Genomic DNA, 16,899 nt, shown 5'->3' with positions numbered 1-16,899 from the left:
ACGGACGCCCCTATAACGGGGGGTCGGCCGAGACCGTCCTGACCAGGTCGAAGACTTCGCGGGCGGCATATCGCTTGAGGCATCGGATGATCTCACGCCGGGTCTTGCCCTCCCGGGTGCGGCGTTCGCAGTACGCCTGGGTGCGCGGGTCGTGGCGCAGGCGGGTGAACACGATGCGGTGCAGAGCGGCATTCGCATACCGGTCGCCGCCGTGGTTGAGCCGGCGCGAGCTCCGGCCGCCCGAGGAGTACTCGATCGGGCTGACTCCGCACAGGGCGGCAAAAGACGCTTCGGTGCTCAGCCGCTCGGGATTGTCACCCATGGTGATCAGGAGCGTGGCAGCGGAATCCGGGCCGATACCCACCGGCGCGAGCAGCTGCGGGGCATGGCGTTCAACGAGCCCGGCCAGTCGCTGATTCAGCTCGTCGATCTGCCCGGTGAGCTGCTCGATGCGCTGAGCCAGCATGCTCAGCGTCATGAGAGTGGCCTCGGCTACAGGGTCCTCATCGCTCCCAACAGCTTCGCCCTCGCGCGGGCTGAGGCGTGCGCAGGCGCGGAACAGTGCGCGGTTACCCAGGCCGGACAGCCGCTCCCGCACGGCCGGATCGGCTACGACCAGGACGGCCTTCAGCTGGTTGATCACCTGGGTGCGCGCCTTGACCGCGGAATCCTTGGCGATCTCCGATCCCGGCTTCGAGCACTGCACGAGCGTCCACACCACCTGCGCCTGGCGCAAGGTATAAGCGCACCGCAAGACGCGTGTGTGGGGGCCGGCCCTGGGCCGGTCCCCACACACGCGTCTTCTACGACCGGATGACAGTTCAGCCGCTGAATTCCACCCATGGATGGGCCGGGTCGGGAGAGTCCGGCGCCCCCCACACGAGCGCGCTGTGCTGAAGGCCCGGCCTGGCGCCGGTGAAAAGCCCCGGTGCCTCCAGAGCATCCGCCATCTCTTCCAGATAGCTGGTCAAGGACTCGTACTCGACCTGACGGTTGGCATGCTCGTCCCAGGACCACAGCTCACCTGTACCAGCATCCAGGTACAGGCCGCTCGCCCAGCTGTGTTCCCCCAGAGTGCACACAGGTATCCAGCGGTGATCCCAGAGGTCGCTCGGTTCGTCCGGGGCATCGCGAAAGTCGTAGTTCTTCCCCCAGTACCCGTGAAGCTCGACGGCCGGAGCCATGCCATGAGCCGCGCGTTGTTCATAAGGAACGACTCGCCTAGAACGTCGGTGATGTTGCCGACCGTCCCACGCGCGACCACGGCGAACTGGTTGGAGCCGTCGATGCTCCTCCCGATGTACGCCATGTTGTCGTCGTCCGGGCTGAGGGCGATCCAGGCCGGCTGCCAGCTGGCCTGGGTGGCCGGCCAGATGGCCCTCAGCTGCTGGGAGATCCCGGCGGCCTCTGCTGGTCGCGGGTCTCTCCCGATGGTCGGGGGGTCGCTGCGGTGGCCGTGAGGGCGGACAGCGTCATGCAGATCTGGGCGGGGTGGACGTGGCCATGATCAGTCCTGGATGTCCGGTGGGGTAACGCCCCCTGGCGGACCGCTGGTGGATCGTCGGCTGTGTGGGCGAGCCGGCGCGCGCGTCGACCCGGTGGGGGCGGACGCGCGGCCCGGTCCCTCATTCGGGCGATGCGGTCCGTGACTTCTGGGCCGGGACTGCGGCGTGGGTGCGCCGTTCCTGCACGTCTTGGCGGAATCTGCGGCGGGGATGCGTGCCGTCCCTGATCTCGTCGAGCTCGGCCAGCAGGGTGGTGAGGGGTTCGCCGGTGTATTCCAGTTTGACGACTTCTCCGGAGTTTTCGAGGTACACGGGCGGCGGGAGAAGATCGTTGCCCTCGTGACCGGCGGAGTACATCATCCAGGATCCCAGGCGTCGCAGCAGGTGCGTTTTGATTTGAGGCACTTCAGTTCAACGATGTTCCGCTCCGGAGGGATTGGACCATTCGGGGGCCAGTGCGGAATGCGGGGCAAGCTTCACGGACGGTTGGGGTCGGCCAATCGGGTGGCGATGAAATCGGAGCGGAGCCGAACATGGCATCACGCGTTAAGTGCGGTATGGAACCGAGGCAATTGTGGGAACGGCATGCGGTGCTTGCGAGGGCTTTTTGTATGAGCGACGACCATGTGCGGGAGACGCAGGTGTCGCTGGATGAGGCACAGGCCAACCGAAGCCAGACGCTGGCCGCCTTCGCCGTGACTGTGGGCAGTGACGGGGTGGTGGCGGGGCTGTTGGGTCTGCAGGAACGGGAGGTGCGGCAGGCCCGGCGCTCGGTGGGCAAGGAGAACGCGCGGAGCGTGGCCGATTCGCTTCTCGTCCCCCCGGCGCGTCCGCAGGACGGCACTGTCCCGGAGACCTGTGACACGTTCGAACCGCCGGTCGCGGGGCAGACTTACGCCCCGTCGACGGCGGCGGCAGCGGCGGCGGGGCCGGGGCCGGGCCCGCAGGGGTCGGCCTATTGGCGGGCTCAGGCCGCTCAGGGCCAGGCCGCTCAGGCTCCGCCTCCCCAGGCGCAGCCGCCCCAGAACCAGCAACCTCCTGTTGGGCAGGAGTCGTGCGACCACACGGCGCCGCCTGTCAGGCCGCCCGCGCAGAGCCATCCCACGCCAGGTGGGCAGCCGTGGACAGCCGCGCTGGACGCGTTGCTGGTCAACAGCTGGCAGCAGGGCCTGGACCTGACGGTTCTGGCCAGCCAGTTCGGGCTGGAGCTGGTGCAGTTGGTGACCCGGGTGCAGCAGTTGTCCGCCGAGGGGCGGCTGAGCGAGCAGCAGGCCCGGGAGTCGGGCCGCCACCGGCGCTCCCGTAACCAGACGGCGGTCGAGGACGATCCCGGGTACGACGAGGCGCCTTCGGAGCACCACCGGTATACGCTTTCCGGTGTCGGCGCCGTACCGACGCAGCCGCTGACGGGCCATCCCGGTGCCTGGACGCAGGACTACTACGAGCCGTATGTCCCAGCCGATCCGCAGACCGTCGCGTACAACTGGGACGGGATTCTCAACCACTGGCAGACGGCCTCCCACAGTTCGCAGTAGGCCCTGGCGCGAGGCGGCCGGCCGGTGGGGGCGGTGCATGCTCCGCGCCTGGCCGGCCACCGCACTCGGCTGTTCGGTGGCCCCGTTCGCCGTGGCGGCGGCTCGCCGCCGGCCGGGAATTCCGTCATACGACCTTGAAGGCGCGCATCTGCGCATAAGGCGTCCATTCGGTACGGACCGTACAGTGGGGCGCCTTAAGGAAACGTTATTTCACGGCGCAGACCGCCGGAGTTATTTACCGACCCGGTCTGCACAGAGTTGAACGCGCCGCCTTTATGCGCCTTCTTTGCGCCCCGCTATTCGGTGTAACATCCGGCACAGGAACGTTATTTCAAGTTCTCGGCAGGGCCTCACGCGCACTCCACTCGTTCCCTCAAATGTCCAGAATGTGCACCCTCACGACTCGTGGAGTGAAATTGCTATGGCTGTAAGCTGGGCGAGACGTATCGCCATCATCGAGCCCGCCCCCAGGACTGTGCGGTACGCCCGCTATCTCGCCCCCCACTGGAAAGGGCTGACGCGCCTGGAGAGCGATAATTGTATTGGTCTCTTTCCCGCAGTGCTGCTCTTCACCCTGGCCGCTCTTGCTGTTTTCGGTGCGGGCGGCGCCGGACTCGCATGGCTGGCCGACGAACTGACCGGGCACCGCCGGCTCGCCTATCTGTGGCTGGCGTTCGACGCCGTCACCGGTGCGTCGGTGGCTCTGTCGTACTGGCTGGTCAGCCGCCACGCCCTGCGCTTCTACGAGGCGGAACCCACCTCCTCCCCCACCTGGCGGCTCGTCACAATCGCCAACACCGCCTGGCGATGCCTCCCCGCCTGCCAGCGGGACGCCCAGAAGCCGCGGCTGCGGGCCATCAACACCGCCGCCCGCCTGCTGCTCACCGACCCGGACGACTCCCACACCCACCGGGTCCTCACCGAACACGCCGACGCCCTGCGCCGTCTCGCCACCACCGTGCTCCACGAGACGCAACAGGAGCAGCAGGAGCGGCCGGAGGACATGGCCAGTCCCGCCCTTCCCTTCGCACGGTCGGAACGGCTGAAGGCAGGCCAGACCGCGCGTGCGCAGTAGCACCGTCCGCCACGACCACCCGGGCTGACGTCGGGGACCGGGTTCCGGTGCAGGTGCTGCCGGCCCTTCTGCGACGCCGCGCCCCACGGGTCGGCGCATCGCCGCACAGCCGTGCACGACGCACGTCCGGCGCCCGGGCCTCCGGGCCCGGGCCCCGCCGGGGTGCTCCCGGGGCGTACCGGTTGCTGCCCCAGCCACCCGGGAGCCCGGTCCACGGGCCCTCCGGATTGAATTGCGATGATTTTCGTGCAACTGCAGTGATCTCTGGTGTGTCTGACCGCGTGTACGGCGGTCCAGAGCGCCGGGGGCTGTTGTGAGCAGAGGGGACGCGGGTTCGTCGCGCTCCTGCGCCACCCCGTAAGTGCCTGACGCTGTCGGGGATGTGACATCCGAAGCTGCTGATCACGACGAGCACGTCGGGCAGGCGCTTCGTTTTTCTGCCTCAGAAGGGCGGCGTGCAGGTTGGTCGCCCGGCGGGGACTCGTCGTCGTCCCTGTGAGCGTTGAACGCACGCATCGTTCATGCTCTGGCATGCCTGTGTGACTGTGGTGGTTGGTGTGCCGACGGGCGTCCACTCGTTCGTGGCGACCTGACCCGCCTGGAGCTGGTCACTGAGGCCGTGCGCGCCGCTCTGGAGGAACTCGCCCGCCAGGCGCCGCACGAGCTGGCCGGCCTGGTGACCGAGGACTGGGGCAAGCACTACGGCCGCGCCGCCCGGCTCTGCAAGGAACCCCTCCAAGCCCAACACCCAGATCGAGGACACCGGCGAGGACGCCCGTCTGCTCCTGCGCTACGTCCACCGCTACCTGCCCGCCCTCCGCGACGGCGAGCAGGCCCAGGCTCTGCGCCAGATCCTCGTGCAGAACTACGTCCTTGACGCACAGGACAGACCGAAGTGGCGGGAGCCCGAGGACGCCGGCCTGGCGCCCTCGGCCATCGCCATCGTCTCGCCCTACGACGTGAGCGCCCGCTACGCACGCCGCGGCGAGACCCGTTGAAAGGGCTTCCTCGCGCACGTCACCGAGACCTGCGCCCCGGACGCCCCCAGCGTGATCACTGACGTCACCACCACCAAAGCGCCGGTCCACGACACCAAGTCCCTACCCGACCCGGCATCCTGGCCAATCTCGGTGATCGGAACCTGCTGCCGAAAGAGCACTTCGTCGACGGCGGCTACCTCTCCGTGAGCCCGGACGCGCGCTCACAGAACGGGCTGCCGGCCGACACCGTGGGGTGGGTGCACAGTGCGTACCTGCGGAAGGGCCTCCTGCGTACGGCGCGCCTGAACGGCACCGGCACCGGCACCGGTCCCGGTCCCGGTCCGGGCCTCCGCCCCGGGGTCACCCCGATCGGCGGTGCCCACATCAGCGCCACCCCCGCACGGGGGCCACGGGAGTGTTCAGGACCCGGGCCCGCACCAGCTCCTCCAGGCGCGCGGGGCGCAGGGCATCCGGCGCCGTCGCCCACTGCGTCCCGCCACCAGGCGGACGCAGGTACACACTTCCTTCGAAGCGTCCCTCCACCACCCCGATCCGATCGTTGTTCGCGGTGTCCACTGCGTACTCCACGCCCTCACGCCGTCCCTTCGCAGGCACCTCACTCATGCGCCTGAGCCGATGGCCATCCCTACTAGCCGTTGACTGCGGTCGATGGGCAGTCCGTCTCCGCCAGCAGCCAGGGGCTGTACCCGTCACCTAACCCCCGCAGGCAACCGGGGGGTTGGGCGACGGGCGGGGTTTCCCGCGGTTCCCCCTAGACGAGTGAGGTCCCATGTGTTGATCAGTGTTGTAGGCGATCAGGGATCGTGTGATTGATGTCCTGTTGGCCCGGTGGTGCCAGATGGTGGCGGTGAGGGCGAGGATTCGTTGTCCGATGCGGGCCAGGACCCCTGCTGGAGTCCTGGCCCCGTGCGTTCGACGTCCAGTGGCCACGGGTTTCGAGACGACGTTTACGAACGGCGACCTGCGGAGAACGTGATCGCTTCCGGGCCTCTCGCAGAACTCTCAAAGATGGTCATCTTGAGAATCACCGTCCGCGACGGCCGTCACGCCAGCTACATGTCACTTGGCGGCAGCTTCGGGGGCATGACCCGATCATCACGCCGCCGACCGCCGACCACGACGTCCTCCATGCCCGGGTAGCCGATCAGCACGCCAGCCGGCCGGGGCGCCTCGGGGTCAGCGAGATAGGCACGTGCACCACCGAAAGTCCCGGTGTGCTCATCGACGTGTCCGGCCGCGCCTGCAGGTCCGCGGCGATGTGCACGAAGGCAGCCGTCGGCTTCGTGATCCACTCCCTTCAGCGGGCCTCGATCTTCAAGGACCCGAACTTTCTCAGCCCGGACAAGGGTCGGCGCCGACGCAGTCATCCCGCAGGGCGCGATCGGCCAGATTGGCGGGGTCATCGTCTTCGTGTCCGACCGCGTCACCACCACCCCGGGCGACGCCGGCAAGCCGCCCACCTACAACGCGCTCATGGTCAAGCGTGGGGCGCTCGGGCTGCTCTACAAGCGCCGGCCGCTCGTCGAGACCGACCGCGACATCCTGTCGCGTACGACCCTGATCACCACGAGTGCACTACGCGACCCAGCGACTCGACGACGAGGGGATCGTCGTCCTGAAGACCCTGGGGGCCGCCGGGTGATCCCTCGCCGCCACCACAGCAGAAACGATCCTCCCGACGAGGACGAGCGCGTTGAGGACGAGCAGACCGCCTCGTTGTGGCCAACTATGCAGCTACCTGCGACTCACGCCAGCAGCGGACCAGAAGATGCGAGTGGCTTGACCATGATCGTGAAGACGGGCGAATCCTCAAAGGGCTTCTGCGTGCCGACCTTTTTGTATTGCCAAGTCTCGTAGAGCGCCTGCACTTTGGGATGCGTCGTGTCGACCAGGAGCGTCGCGAAGTCATCGTCGCGGCTGTCCACCAGGGCTTCGCGGGATAGTGAGACTCGATCACCTCAGCCAGACGCCGGGGTGTTCTTCGACGTCTCGCTCACTCGCCCGACCCTCTCATCTGCCGGGAGGTGTCCCCTAGCCGGGGTGGGCCTGGTCAGGAGCCGGGGTGGGCCTGGTCAGGCCGACACCTCGGGGGCAGGACTTCCTCGACTGCTACGGGCCGCCTCTGCGGCGGGTCGGCTCCGGGGCCCTGGGCCCCGACGGCAGGTCCCTCGCAGTCCGAGTAGATCGGCCGTTCCTGGGAACGATCAGAGCTTCCGAACGGGAAACTCCGGTCGCCTACCCGCAAGGATCGCCGATGCTCCCTGAAGTCCGTCCCCACGTATCCGCGCCCCTCACCGAGCAGTTGAGACATCAGCTGGGTCTGGCCCGGGACGGGGAAGCCGGCCGTCTCGACGTGGAGGGGGTCGCCGGGATCGCCGTCGTCGCGGCCGCCCACTCCAGTGGGTACGCGGCCATCGGCCATCTCCTGGGGCTGCTCGCCGCGCTCCCCGCCCCCACTGAGGCGGGCGAGCGGTTCTGGTCGGAGCTGTGGAGGTCCTCGGGGACCGCCTACCTGCTGCCCGCCAACATCAAGGCCGAGGTGTCGCACGCGCTGGCGGGCGAGGGGACCGGTCTGGCCCGGCAGCTTCTCTCCGCCGTCGACGAGATGACGCCGTCCCAGCGCGTCGCGGCCGGGGAGGTGATCGGTCAGGCCCTCGGGGAGTCCGACCATCTGCCCGATCTGAAGACCCAGGTCATCGGTGAACTGTGGCTGCGGGACCTCGAACTCACCGCCTGGCGCGTCCTGCACGCGGACCGCAGGTCGGACGACCCGGCCGGGCGGCGGGCCTTCGTCGACGCCTGGACGCGTGCCTGACGGAAGGCCGTAGGGACGCATCCGCTCCTGCGAGCGGCGCCCGAACGAAGCGGGGGCCGCGCGGCGACTGCTGCGCGGCCCCCGGTCCTGTGCACGCCCGGCGCGCGCGGGCGCGTTCGCCCGGGTGGGGCGGCGCGTCCGCGCGGGCGGGCAGAGCGGGTGGGGTCAGGCGAGGTTGATGTTCTCGGCCTGCGGGCCCTTCTGGCCCTGGGTGACGTCGAACGTCACGGTCTGGCCCTCCTGGAGCTCACGGAAGCCCGAGGAGTTGATGGCGGAGTAGTGGGCGAAGACGTCCGGGCCGCCGCCGTCCTGGGCGATGAAGCCGAAGCCCTTCTCCGCGTTGAACCACTTCACTGTTCCCGTAGCCATAGTCATGCCTTCCAGTCGATGAACGCCTCCCGCTCCATGCGGAAGGCGGAGGTGATCGCCCTGGTTCCTGCGGCACAGCACAGCAAAACGCCCACGCCAAGGCGTGGGCAATGGGGAACTCCGAACCACGACAGCTGACGCAAACGCTACACGCCCGCACGCCGCGTCACCAGAGGAACGATCACACGGCACACCGAGACCGCGCGGACGGGCGCGTCGGCGCGGACGGGCCCGCGCCCCGCAGGCCGCCGTGGTGACGGGGCCGGGGGCCCGGACGGCGCACCGTCCGGGCCCCCGGCCCCGTCGCGGACCGCTGGGTTACGCCACCGTGGCGGCGGCCGTACGCCGGGGCGCCCCGGAGGGACGGCGCCGGCCCCGGGAGGTCGCGCCGCGCTTGGGGCGCTCGACCACCGGCGCGGTGATGACGACCGGGATGCCGGACGGGGCCTGGGCGCCGGTGATCCGGTTCAGGGCCTCGTCGCCCGAGCGGACCTGGGTGGTCTGCGGGCTGATCCCGGCGTCCGACATGAGGCGGACCATGCCGCGGCGCTGGTTGGGCGTGACGAGCGTGACGACGCTGCCGGACTCACCGGCGCGGGCGGTACGGCCGCCGCGGTGGAGGTAGTCCTTGTGGTCGGTCGGCGGGTCGACGTTGACGACGAGGTCCAGGTTGTCGACGTGGATCCCGCGTGCCGCGACATTGGTCGCGACCAGCACGGTGACGTGCCCCGTCTTGAACTGCGTCAGCGTACGGGTGCGCTGCGGCTGGGACTTGCCGCCGTGCAGCGCGGCGGCCCGTACCCCGCTGTTGAGTAGGTCCTGGGTCAGCCGGTCGACGGCGTGCTTGGTGTCCAGGAACATGATCACGCGGCCGTCGCGGGCGGCGATCTCGGTCGTGGCGGCCTGCTTGTCGGCGCCCTGGACGTGCAGGACGTGGTGTTCCATCGTCGTGACCGCACCGGCCGACGGGTCGACCGAGTGCACGACCGGGTCGGTCAGATAGCGGCGCACCAGCAGGTCGACGTTGCGGTCCAGGGTCGCGGAGAACAGCATCCGCTGCCCCTCCGGGCGTACCTGGTCCAGCAGCGCGGTGACCTGCGGCATGAAGCCCATGTCGGCCATCTGGTCGGCCTCGTCCAGCACCGTGACGCCCACCTGGTTCAGCCGGCAGTCGCCCCGGTCGATGAGGTCCTTGAGCCGGCCCGGGGTCGCGACGACGATCTCGGCTCCGCCGCGCATCGCGTTGATCTGCCTGCCGATCGACATCCCGCCGACGACGGTGGCCATGCGCAGCCTGAGGGTGCGGGCGTACGGGGTGAGCGCGTCGGTCACCTGCTGTGCCAGCTCACGCGTCGGTACGAGGACCAGCCCCAGGGGCTGGCGGGGCTCGGCGCGCTGTCCCGCGGTGCGGGCCAGCAGGGCCAGGCCGAAGGCGAGCGTCTTGCCGGAACCGGTGCGGCCACGGCCCAGGACGTCCCGGCCGGCCAGCGAGTTCGGCAGCGTCGCGCCCTGGATCGGGAACGGCGCGTCCAGGCCCTGCCTGCCCAGTTCGGCCAGCAGCTGCGCGGGCATGTCGAGATCGGCGAACGACTCGACGGGCGGCAGGGCGGGGGTGATCGTCTCGGGGAGCGCGAACTCGCCCTGCACCGCCGCGGGCCGGCGGCCGTAACCGCCGGAGCGGCCCGGCGCTGCCGAGCGGCGCGGCGCCTGCGAGCCGTAGCGGCTGCCGCCCCTTCCGGCGTCGCCGCCGCTCCTTCGGGCGCGGCTGGAACGGTCGTTCGTCATGGTGCGGTTCATGGGGAACCTTCCTCGATGTGGCCCATATCAAGGAATTCCCGCAGCGAATGAACGGCATGCAGAACGACAAGTATGAACCGGTGAAAAGCAGCAGTGCCTTTCCGGTGGAAATCATCCGGAGGCGCGGGTGCTGGGAATGTGGGTGACGCGAGGGGACCTGGAGAGCCGGTGTCGGCTACGGTGCGGCTTTTCGGGAAGCCGCCGCGTCTTTGAGCCAGGACCCTGCGACGCGGGAACCCCCGGATACGTTCCGGGAGGTCCTGCGGGGTGCGGGGGAAACCGCGCGGGAAAAGCGAGCAGCTGGGGCCCGCACCCCGAGGGATGCGGGCCCCAGCTACAGATGGTGCGTGAGCGTCAGGCCGGAACGATGTTCTCGGCGGTCGGGCCCTTCTGGCCCTGAGCGATGTCGAAGCTCACCTTCTGGCCTTCGAGCAGCTCACGGAAGCCCTGCGCGGCGATGTTCGAGTAGTGGGCGAACACGTCGGCGCCGCCACCGTCCTGCTCGATGAAGCCGAAGCCCTTTTCCGCGTTGAACCACTTCACGGTGCCAGTAGCCATGTCATATCTCCTTTAGGGGCAGTGCATCGGCATCCGCACTGTGCGGACACCGAGTCGCCGCGATGATCACCCCGCCCGGAATACAACCGGAAAGACAAAAGTGCTCCCACCTGGCCGGAGCCGGGTGGGGGCACTTGAAGTTTCGGGAACCACAACTGCAACTGAGATCGACAGTAGCACGCCGGAACGGCCCGTGCGGAGTGACTAATTCGACCTTTCCCGGGACGACACAAACCCTTCCCGCATGGTCCGTGGAACTCTCCCTTGACGGGAACAGATATTGACCGCGCGGTGTGCACTGTTTCGGGAACAGCGGTGAGTGTCGTGGGCCCGGTGCCGGCCGGAACGCTCGCCTTCAGGCAGCACCCGCGTCGCCCTCGGAGGCGTCCGCTGCCCGCTGTGCCGTGCGGCGGTACTCGGCGTTGATGCGCTGAGCCTCCTCCAGCTGGTCCTCCAGGATCACGATGCGGCAGGCCGCCTCGACCGGGGTCCCCTGATCGACCAGCTCCCGGGCCCGGGCGGCGATCCGCAGCTGGTAGCGGGAGTAGCGCCGGTGGCCGCCCTCGGAGCGCAGGGGCGTGATGAGCCGGGCCTCCCCGATGGCCCGGAGGAAGCCGGGAGTGGTGCCGAGCATCTCGGCGGCCCGGCCCATGGTGTAGGCGGGGTAGTCGTCGTCGTCCAGACGATCGCCCAGCGGACTGTCTGCTGTCATGTCACCTCGTTGTGCGGCGCGTCGAGTGGCCCGGACGCCGTACGGCCTGGCCCGGGGGAAAGTCAACACCATCCGCCCCAGTCACCGCCGCGCAGGCCTTGCCTTCCGGCGCCGCGTGTGTGACGTACCCCTCATCTCCTACCGCGGGTGCTCTTCGGGAAGTGGGCCTCTGCCGGGCGCCGAGGAGGGGTGGATAGAATCTCGTCCCATGTCGAACCCTGACGACCTGCTCGTCGGCATCTCCACCATGGTGGAATCCGGGCAGAGCAATCAGATGTCGCTGACCGTGGTGGTCGGTGGAGCTGTCATCACCGGCCGGCTGGCTCCCGAAGCCGTATGGAGGGAGCGAGTCTCGGAGGTACTCAAGGACTCGGACCATCTGGGCCCGTTCTCCGACGTCTTCACCGCGGACCCGCCGCGGGGCCGTACCGACGACGACGGGGAGCCCACCCATCTGCACTTCCATCTCGCCCGGATCCTCCAGGGGAACGTCGGGATTCCCGAGACCGGGGGGATGTACCGCGTCGCCATCAAGGACGTGAGCGCCTGGACCGTGGGCGACTTCAGCTACTCCGACCACTGAGACCTCGTACAGCGGGGAAGGGCCCTGCCGACATGTGTCGGCAGGGCCCTTCCCCGCTGTCCTGTACGGACCCGCTGTCCGGTACGGACCGGCGTGCGGCGGTCGTCGTCAGAGCCCCAGCGGGCCGGGGCCGCCCAGCAGCGCCGAGGCGGTCTGCATCGGCGTGGCCTGCGTCGCCAGCGGCACGGGTGCGGCCGCTTCGGGGCCGCGGCAGCTGAAGCCGAGCCGCGCCATGGCCCGGGTGACCTCCTGGCCGGTGAAGTCGCGGCGGTCCTGGCGGGTGATGACCTCGCCCACCTGCTTGACGGGGTAGTGGCGGCGGCCGATGAGCACGGACTCCCCCGTGATGATCTCGGGCTTCACACCCTTCATCGAGGTCACGACCCCGCTCTTGGTGAGCTCGAAGGGGAAACGGGCGATGACGCAGCGCATGGTGCCTCACAGGGTGGAAGAAGGGCGACGGGGCGGCCGGGGGACGGCGGGGTGGATCAGCGGAACAGGGCGAGGACGCCCGGGGTGGAGCCGGGCCGGCCGTCGGCGGCGAGGACGTCCCGCAGCCGGAGCCGGTCCGTGTAGGCGGCGCTGTCACGGACAGCGGCCAGCCGGGTCCGGGTGACCGAGCCGGTGATCTGCTCGTCCCGGTCGCACAGCAGCAGGAACCCGACCCGGGCACCGGCCATGACGGACAGGGCCATCTCCACGGTCATGTCGTCACTCACGCGCGGGCCCGACAGGTCGGCGGCCTCGGCCGTGCCGTGGTGAGGGGCGGGGCGTTGCCGGGTCTGGACGGGTGTCAAAGGACTCTCCTGCGGGGACGGGGACGGGTGGTCCGCTCACGATGGGCCGGGCGCGGTGCGCGCGGGCCCGCGGTGGCGGGGGGAGACGCGAACGGTCTAGGCGGCCTCGGCCGAGGCCGGGCGCTGGGCCGTGCGGCGGGCCGTGTCGGCGCCGGACCTGCCGCGGCCCGCGGTGCCGCGGCGGCCGCGGGGTGCGGAGGAGGCGGAGCGGCGGGAGCGTTCCTCGGCGGGCACGGTGATGGTGACCGGGACGCCCGAGGGGGCCTGGGCGCCGGTGATCCGGCTCAGTTCGGCTTCACCCGAGCGCACCTGGGTGGTCTGCGGGGTGATCCCGGCGGCGGCCATCAGCCGGCTCATGTCGCGGCGCTGGTTCGGCGTGACGAGCGTGACGACGCTGCCGGACTCACCGGCCCGGGCGGTACGGCCGCCGCGGTGGAGGTAGTCCTTGTGGTCGGTCGGCGGGTCGACGTTGACGACCAGGTCGAGGTTGTCGACGTGGATGCCGCGCGCCGCGACGTTCGTCGCCACCAGCACCGTCACATGCCCGGACCGGAACCGGGACAGGGTCCGTGTCCGCTGCGGCTGGGACTTCCCGCCGTGCAGCGCGGCCGCCCGTACCCCGCTGTTCAGCAGGTGCTCGGTCAGCCGGTCCACGGCGTGCTTGGTGTCCAGGAACATGATCACGCGCCCGTCGCGGGCGGCGATCTCGGTGGTCGTCCGGTGCTTGTCCGCGCCCTGCACATGCAGGACGTGGTGCTCCATGGTGGTCACCGCGCCCGCGGACGGGTCGACGGAGTGGACCACCGGGTCGGTCAGATAGCGGCGGACCAGCTGGTCGACGTTGCGGTCCAGCGTGGCCGAGAACAGCATCCGCTGGCCGCCGGGCTTCACCTGGTCGAGCAGCTCGGTGACCTGGGGCATGAAGCCCATGTCGGTCATCTGGTCGGCCTCGTCGAGGACGGTGACGGCGACCTGGTCCAGCCGGCAGTCCCCGCGGTCCACGAGGTCCTTGAGCCGGCCCGGTGTGGCGACGACGACTTCCGCGCCGCCGCGCAGCGCGGCCGCCTGCCTGCCGAGCGACATGCCGCCGACCACGGTGGTCAGGCGCAGTCTGACGGAGCGGGCGTACGGAGTGAGGGCGTCGGTGACCTGCTGGGCGAGCTCGCGCGTGGGCACCAGGACGAGGGCCAGGGGCCGGCGCGGCTCGGCGCGCAGCCCCGCCGTACGGGCCAGCAGGGCGAGGCCGAAGGCGAGGGTCTTGCCCGAACCGGTGCGGCCGCGGCCGAGGACGTCGCGGCCGGCGAGCGAGTTCGGCAGGGTAGCCGCCTGGATCGGGAACGGTACGGTCACGCCCTCGTGGCCCAGCGCTTCCAGCAGCTGCGCGGGCATGCCCAGATCGGCGAACGCCTCGACGGCCGGCAGGGCCGGGGTGAGCGTCTTCGGGACCGCGAACTCACCCTGGGGCGCGTTCTGCCGCCGTCCGGGGGCCGAGGGGCGGCGCGAGGAGCCGGAGCGGAATTCACCGCCGGAGCGGGGATTTCCGGTGCGGGTGCGGGCGGAGCGGTCGTTTATGCGCGTGCGGTCCACGGGGAACCTTCCTTGACGTGGCACGTATCAAGGAATTCCCGCAGCGGACGAGCAGCGCAGAGAATCGCAAGAACGAGCCGGAGAATGGGGTTCACCAACCCCTGAAAACGCAGCAGCTGGGGCCCGCACCCCAAGGTGCGGGCCCCAGCTGCGCAAGTGCGTGTCGACGTCAGGCGAGAACGATGTTCTCGGCCGTCGGGCCCTTCTGGCCCTGCGCGATGTCGAAGTTCACCTTCTGGCCCTCGAGCAGCTCGCGGAAGCCCTGGGCGGAGATGTTCGAGTAGTGGGCGAACACGTCAGCGCCGCCACCGTCCTGCTCGATGAAGCCGAAGCCCTTTTCCGCGTTGAACCACTTAACAGTTCCGGAAGCCATGTTATTTCTCCTTCGGGGCGGTGCTCGCAGCGCACACCGTGTGCACTGCGTGTCGCCGTGATGATCACCCTGCCGGAAATAACCGGGACCAGAAAGGGTCACCGCCGGAATGGACCGGCGGGACACCTGCAAGATTTCAGGCGCCACAACTGCAACTGAGATCGACAGTAGCACGGTGCGATCGGCCGTGCGCGGCACATTTCTCCGCCCCGGCCTGTCGCGTCATTATTATTAATCGCGCCCCGCTTCTCATTCTCATGTCGCGGTGACAGATATCCGTACGCCGGAGCCCCATGGTTGCTGCCGGTATTCCGGCCCGGGGACGCGGCCGCGCGGGAGGGTGCGTCAGGGCGTGGCCGTGGAGACGACGAAGACGACCGGGTTGTCGGGGTCGCTCTCGTCCACCGTGATCTCCTGCGTGGGCAGCGGGTCCTTCTGGGCGTGCCGGGTGCCCGCCCAGTCGTGGCCGGAGGCGAAGGTCCAGCCGACCTTCCTCGCGTCGGCGGCCCCGATCGCCACCGCACCGGGGCGCAGCGCCGCCGTGCTGCTCCCGGAGTCCTTCAGGAACTCGGCGAGACCGGCGGCGGTGGTCCTGAAGGACACGAACAGCTTGCTGACCTTCCAGCTGTTGGTCTCGTAGTACCGCACGTCCGTGGCGTCGTCCGGGACCGGCACGTCGTAGATGCGCCGCTGGGTCTTGGACGGCCAGTCGTGCTGGAGCCCGGTCGCCGAGGCCTCGCTCTCCTTGTCGCGCCCGCTGTCGCGGCTCTGCCCGGCGGAGATGGCCAGATAGCCGGCCGGGACCCCGATGAGCAGGACGATGATCACGGCGGTGACCCAGCGGCGGCGGATCATGTGCCGGCGGTCCTCCGGCGGCCGGCTCCCGTCCGGGGGCGGCGACTGGCGCGGCACGGCGGGCCGCTCCGCGGGGGTCATCACGGCGTTTCCTCGGTGGCACGGGCGGAGCCGGTCTTGCGTACGGCCTCGGCGACCTGGGCGTACCGCTCGTAGCGCTCCACCCGGCGGCGGTTGGCGCGGCGGAAGCGGCGGGCGACGAGGCGGGCGAGGTCCGCGGCGCCGACCATGCCGGCCTCGGGGCCGAGCTGCGCCTTGGCGATCCGGGCCTCGGGGCGGTAGCCGCGGCCGGTCAGATGGCGCCGGAAGGCGTCCCGGGCCGGGCCGATCAGCAGGTCGTCGGCCGCGCTGACGCCGCCGCCGACGACGAAGCAGGACGGGTCGAGAGCGGCGGCCAGGTTGGCGATGCCGACGCCGAGCCACTGGCCGATGTCCTGGAGCAGTTCCACGCACATCGCGTCGCCCTCGCGGGCGAGTTCGGTGATCAGCGGCCCGGTGATGTCGGGGATGCTGCCCTTGACCCGCTCCAGGATGTTGTACGCGACGGGCGAGTCCGCGACGGCCAGTTCACGGGCCTCGCGGACCAGCGCGTTGCCCGAGCTGTACTGCTCCCAGCAGCCGCGGTTGCCGCACGGGCAGCGGTGGCCGCCGGGCACGACCTGCATATGGCCGAACTCCCCGGCCACGCCGTACTTGCCGCGCTTGACCCGGCCGTCCTCCAGGATCGCGCCGCCGATGCCGGTGCCGAGCGTGATCATGACGAGGTGGTCCTCGCCGCGGCCCGCGCCGAAGCGCCACTCGGCCCAGGCGGCGGTGTTGGCGTCGTTGTCGACCATGACGGGGACGGCGAGCCGGGACTGGAGGGCGTCGCGCAGCGGCTCGTTGCGCCAGGCGAGGTGCGGCGCGAAGAGGATGGTGCTGCGGTCGGCGTCGACCCAGCCCGCCGCGCCGATGCCGACGGCGTGCACGTCGTGGCGGTCCGAGAGGTCGAGGACCAGCTCGGTGATGGTGTCCTCGACGACCTTGGGGCTCTTGGACTTGTCGGGCGTCTCGGTGCGGATCTGCTCCAGGATGACGCCGTCGGCGTCGACGACGCCCGCCATCACCTTGGTGCCGCCGATGTCGATGCCGACCGTGGGGACGCGGGGCGCGGTCAGGTGCGAGCGGCGCTCGCGGGTGCCGACGGTGCGCAGGACGGTGGCCCGGGCGGAGCCTCGGTAGGTGTTCATCGGGCCGCACCCCGTCGCCGAGGGAGGGGGGTGTCCGGATTAGCGCGCACGACTCGGGTCGTCCCTGGTGGTCTCGGGGAGCCGGGGTGGCCGGCGGCGGACGGCGCC

The 16,899-nt window shown here is 70.1% G+C and carries 20 protein-coding genes and 1 pseudogene; 5 read left to right on the top strand and 16 right to left on the bottom strand.

Going from position 1 to position 16,899, the window contains the following annotated elements; translation table 11 throughout:
* Window positions 1–10 precede the first annotated feature (10 nt).
* The 3 genes from ABZ404_RS05160 to ABZ404_RS05150 form a co-directional block, all read right to left on the bottom strand.
* Window positions 11–736: a transposase gene (locus tag ABZ404_RS05160; RefSeq protein ID WP_358834701.1), complete on the bottom strand. Its 726-nt coding sequence runs from the start codon at window positions 734–736 to the stop codon at window positions 11–13.
* A gap of 85 nt (window positions 737–821) precedes the next feature.
* On the bottom strand, window positions 822–1,184 hold the full coding sequence (locus ABZ404_RS05155) for a hypothetical protein (RefSeq protein ID WP_358834702.1): 363 nt from the start codon (window positions 1,182–1,184) through the stop codon (window positions 822–824).
* Window positions 1,185–1,625: 441 nt separating this feature from the next.
* Window positions 1,626–1,865 (bottom strand): hypothetical protein, encoded by a 240-nt coding sequence (locus tag ABZ404_RS05150; protein ID WP_358834704.1) that lies wholly within the window; start codon window positions 1,863–1,865, stop codon window positions 1,626–1,628.
* 251 nt (window positions 1,866–2,116) lie between these two features.
* Here ABZ404_RS05150 and ABZ404_RS05145 point away from each other — a divergent pair, with 251 nt between their 5' ends.
* From ABZ404_RS05145 to ABZ404_RS05135, 3 genes are all read left to right on the top strand, one after another.
* Window positions 2,117–3,040: a hypothetical protein gene (locus tag ABZ404_RS05145; RefSeq protein WP_358834705.1), complete on the top strand. Its 924-nt coding sequence runs from the start codon at window positions 2,117–2,119 to the stop codon at window positions 3,038–3,040.
* A gap of 421 nt (window positions 3,041–3,461) precedes the next feature.
* Window positions 3,462–4,115 carry a hypothetical protein gene (locus ABZ404_RS05140; protein ID WP_358834706.1) on the top strand — a complete coding sequence of 218 codons (654 nt, stop codon included), beginning with the start codon at window positions 3,462–3,464 and terminating at the stop codon, window positions 4,113–4,115.
* An 857-nt stretch (window positions 4,116–4,972) separates the two neighbouring features.
* Window positions 4,973–5,113, top strand: a complete 141-nt coding sequence (locus ABZ404_RS05135; RefSeq protein WP_358834707.1) for a hypothetical protein — start codon at window positions 4,973–4,975, stop codon at window positions 5,111–5,113.
* Between the two features lie 366 nt (window positions 5,114–5,479).
* Here the strand turns inward: ABZ404_RS05135 and ABZ404_RS05130 are convergent, their stop codons facing one another.
* From ABZ404_RS05130 to ABZ404_RS05120, 3 genes and pseudogenes are all read right to left on the bottom strand, one after another.
* The gene (locus ABZ404_RS05130) at window positions 5,480–5,719 is read right to left on the bottom strand and encodes a hypothetical protein (protein ID WP_358834708.1); all 240 of its coding nucleotides are present in this window, start codon (window positions 5,717–5,719) and stop codon (window positions 5,480–5,482) included.
* A 500-nt stretch (window positions 5,720–6,219) separates the two neighbouring features.
* Window positions 6,220–6,342: pseudogene (locus ABZ404_RS05125) on the bottom strand (M20 family peptidase); the annotation flags it as partial.
* 519 nt (window positions 6,343–6,861) lie between these two features.
* Complete coding sequence (locus tag ABZ404_RS05120) at window positions 6,862–7,041, bottom strand: hypothetical protein (protein WP_358834709.1); 180 nt, start codon at window positions 7,039–7,041, stop codon at window positions 6,862–6,864.
* A gap of 329 nt (window positions 7,042–7,370) precedes the next feature.
* Between ABZ404_RS05120 and ABZ404_RS05115 the strand changes: the two genes are divergently transcribed.
* Window positions 7,371–7,931: a hypothetical protein gene (locus tag ABZ404_RS05115; RefSeq protein WP_358834710.1), complete on the top strand. Its 561-nt coding sequence runs from the start codon at window positions 7,371–7,373 to the stop codon at window positions 7,929–7,931.
* 165 nt (window positions 7,932–8,096) lie between these two features.
* On the opposite strand, the gene ABZ404_RS05110 is transcribed toward ABZ404_RS05115, so the two are convergent.
* The 4 genes from ABZ404_RS05110 to ABZ404_RS05095 all read right to left on the bottom strand — a co-directional run bounded on the left by ABZ404_RS05110 (window position 8,097) and on the right by ABZ404_RS05095 (window position 11,367).
* Window positions 8,097–8,300: a cold-shock protein gene (locus ABZ404_RS05110; protein ID WP_030325187.1), complete on the bottom strand. Its 204-nt coding sequence runs from the start codon at window positions 8,298–8,300 to the stop codon at window positions 8,097–8,099.
* A 318-nt stretch (window positions 8,301–8,618) separates the two neighbouring features.
* Complete coding sequence (locus tag ABZ404_RS05105) at window positions 8,619–10,097, bottom strand: DEAD/DEAH box helicase (protein ID WP_358837631.1); 1,479 nt, start codon at window positions 10,095–10,097, stop codon at window positions 8,619–8,621.
* Between the two features lie 354 nt (window positions 10,098–10,451).
* Window positions 10,452–10,655 (bottom strand): cold-shock protein, encoded by a 204-nt coding sequence (locus ABZ404_RS05100; protein WP_004986771.1) that lies wholly within the window; start codon window positions 10,653–10,655, stop codon window positions 10,452–10,454.
* 355 nt (window positions 10,656–11,010) lie between these two features.
* Complete coding sequence (locus ABZ404_RS05095) at window positions 11,011–11,367, bottom strand: MerR family transcriptional regulator (RefSeq protein WP_358837630.1); 357 nt, start codon at window positions 11,365–11,367, stop codon at window positions 11,011–11,013.
* Between the two features lie 208 nt (window positions 11,368–11,575).
* On the opposite strand from ABZ404_RS05095, the gene ABZ404_RS05090 reads away from it, so the two are divergent.
* Window positions 11,576–11,950 carry a hypothetical protein gene (locus tag ABZ404_RS05090; RefSeq protein WP_358837629.1) on the top strand — a complete coding sequence of 125 codons (375 nt, stop codon included), beginning with the start codon at window positions 11,576–11,578 and terminating at the stop codon, window positions 11,948–11,950.
* Between the two features lie 108 nt (window positions 11,951–12,058).
* Here the strand turns inward: ABZ404_RS05090 and ABZ404_RS05085 are convergent, their stop codons facing one another.
* The 6 genes from ABZ404_RS05085 to ABZ404_RS05060 all read right to left on the bottom strand — a co-directional run bounded on the left by ABZ404_RS05085 (window position 12,059) and on the right by ABZ404_RS05060 (window position 16,791).
* The gene (locus tag ABZ404_RS05085; protein WP_358837945.1) at window positions 12,059–12,382 is read right to left on the bottom strand and encodes an SCO5918 family protein; all 324 of its coding nucleotides are present in this window, start codon (window positions 12,380–12,382) and stop codon (window positions 12,059–12,061) included.
* Window positions 12,383–12,438: 56 nt separating this feature from the next.
* Entirely contained in the window at window positions 12,439–12,657 is a 219-nt protein-coding gene (locus tag ABZ404_RS05080; protein ID WP_358837946.1) for a CBS domain-containing protein, read from the bottom strand.
* A gap of 186 nt (window positions 12,658–12,843) precedes the next feature.
* Complete coding sequence (locus ABZ404_RS05075) at window positions 12,844–14,334, bottom strand: DEAD/DEAH box helicase (protein ID WP_358990135.1); 1,491 nt, start codon at window positions 14,332–14,334, stop codon at window positions 12,844–12,846.
* A gap of 169 nt (window positions 14,335–14,503) precedes the next feature.
* A complete protein-coding gene (locus ABZ404_RS05070; RefSeq protein WP_358836351.1) occupies window positions 14,504–14,707 on the bottom strand; it encodes a cold-shock protein in 204 nt (67 codons plus the stop codon).
* Window positions 14,708–15,052: 345 nt separating this feature from the next.
* Complete coding sequence (locus ABZ404_RS05065) at window positions 15,053–15,643, bottom strand: hypothetical protein (RefSeq protein ID WP_358836350.1); 591 nt, start codon at window positions 15,641–15,643, stop codon at window positions 15,053–15,055.
* Window positions 15,643–16,791, bottom strand: coding sequence for an ROK family glucokinase (locus ABZ404_RS05060; protein ID WP_358836349.1), 1,149 nt, complete (start codon window positions 16,789–16,791; stop codon window positions 15,643–15,645). The genes ABZ404_RS05065 and ABZ404_RS05060 overlap by 1 nt, the downstream gene beginning before the upstream one ends.
* Window positions 16,792–16,899 lie beyond the last annotated feature (108 nt).

Source organism: Streptomyces sp. NPDC005878, from assembly GCF_040629815.1.
Classification (GTDB): domain Bacteria; phylum Actinomycetota; class Actinomycetes; order Streptomycetales; family Streptomycetaceae; genus Streptomyces.
The sequence above is the reverse complement of the archived record's forward strand: the minus strand, read 5'-3'. Positions and strand labels throughout refer to the sequence as shown.

Coding starts and splice junctions, on each gene's coding strand:
- ABZ404_RS05150 (WP_358834704.1), bottom strand. CDS start 1,865: ATGATGTACTCCGCCGGTCACGAGGGCAACGATCTTCTCCCGCCGCCC.
- ABZ404_RS05105 (WP_358837631.1), bottom strand. CDS start 10,097: ATGAACCGCACCATGACGAACGACCGTTCCAGCCGCGCCCGAAGGAGC.
- ABZ404_RS05140 (WP_358834706.1), top strand. CDS start 3,462: ATGGCTGTAAGCTGGGCGAGACGTATCGCCATCATCGAGCCCGCCCCC.
- ABZ404_RS05090 (WP_358837629.1), top strand. CDS start 11,576: ATGTCGAACCCTGACGACCTGCTCGTCGGCATCTCCACCATGGTGGAA.
- ABZ404_RS05065 (WP_358836350.1), bottom strand. CDS start 15,643: ATGACCCCCGCGGAGCGGCCCGCCGTGCCGCGCCAGTCGCCGCCCCCG.
- ABZ404_RS05085 (WP_358837945.1), bottom strand. CDS start 12,382: ATGCGCTGCGTCATCGCCCGTTTCCCCTTCGAGCTCACCAAGAGCGGG.
- ABZ404_RS05115 (WP_358834710.1), top strand. CDS start 7,371: ATGCTCCCTGAAGTCCGTCCCCACGTATCCGCGCCCCTCACCGAGCAG.
- ABZ404_RS05080 (WP_358837946.1), bottom strand. CDS start 12,657: ATGACCGTGGAGATGGCCCTGTCCGTCATGGCCGGTGCCCGGGTCGGG.
- ABZ404_RS05070 (WP_358836351.1), bottom strand. CDS start 14,707: ATGGCTTCCGGAACTGTTAAGTGGTTCAACGCGGAAAAGGGCTTCGGC.
- ABZ404_RS05130 (WP_358834708.1), bottom strand. CDS start 5,719: ATGAGTGAGGTGCCTGCGAAGGGACGGCGTGAGGGCGTGGAGTACGCA.
- ABZ404_RS05100 (WP_004986771.1), bottom strand. CDS start 10,655: ATGGCTACTGGCACCGTGAAGTGGTTCAACGCGGAAAAGGGCTTCGGC.
- ABZ404_RS05095 (WP_358837630.1), bottom strand. CDS start 11,367: ATGACAGCAGACAGTCCGCTGGGCGATCGTCTGGACGACGACGACTAC.
- ABZ404_RS05145 (WP_358834705.1), top strand. CDS start 2,117: ATGAGCGACGACCATGTGCGGGAGACGCAGGTGTCGCTGGATGAGGCA.
- ABZ404_RS05110 (WP_030325187.1), bottom strand. CDS start 8,300: ATGGCTACGGGAACAGTGAAGTGGTTCAACGCGGAGAAGGGCTTCGGC.
- ABZ404_RS05060 (WP_358836349.1), bottom strand. CDS start 16,791: ATGAACACCTACCGAGGCTCCGCCCGGGCCACCGTCCTGCGCACCGTC.
- ABZ404_RS05155 (WP_358834702.1), bottom strand. CDS start 1,184: ATGGCTCCGGCCGTCGAGCTTCACGGGTACTGGGGGAAGAACTACGAC.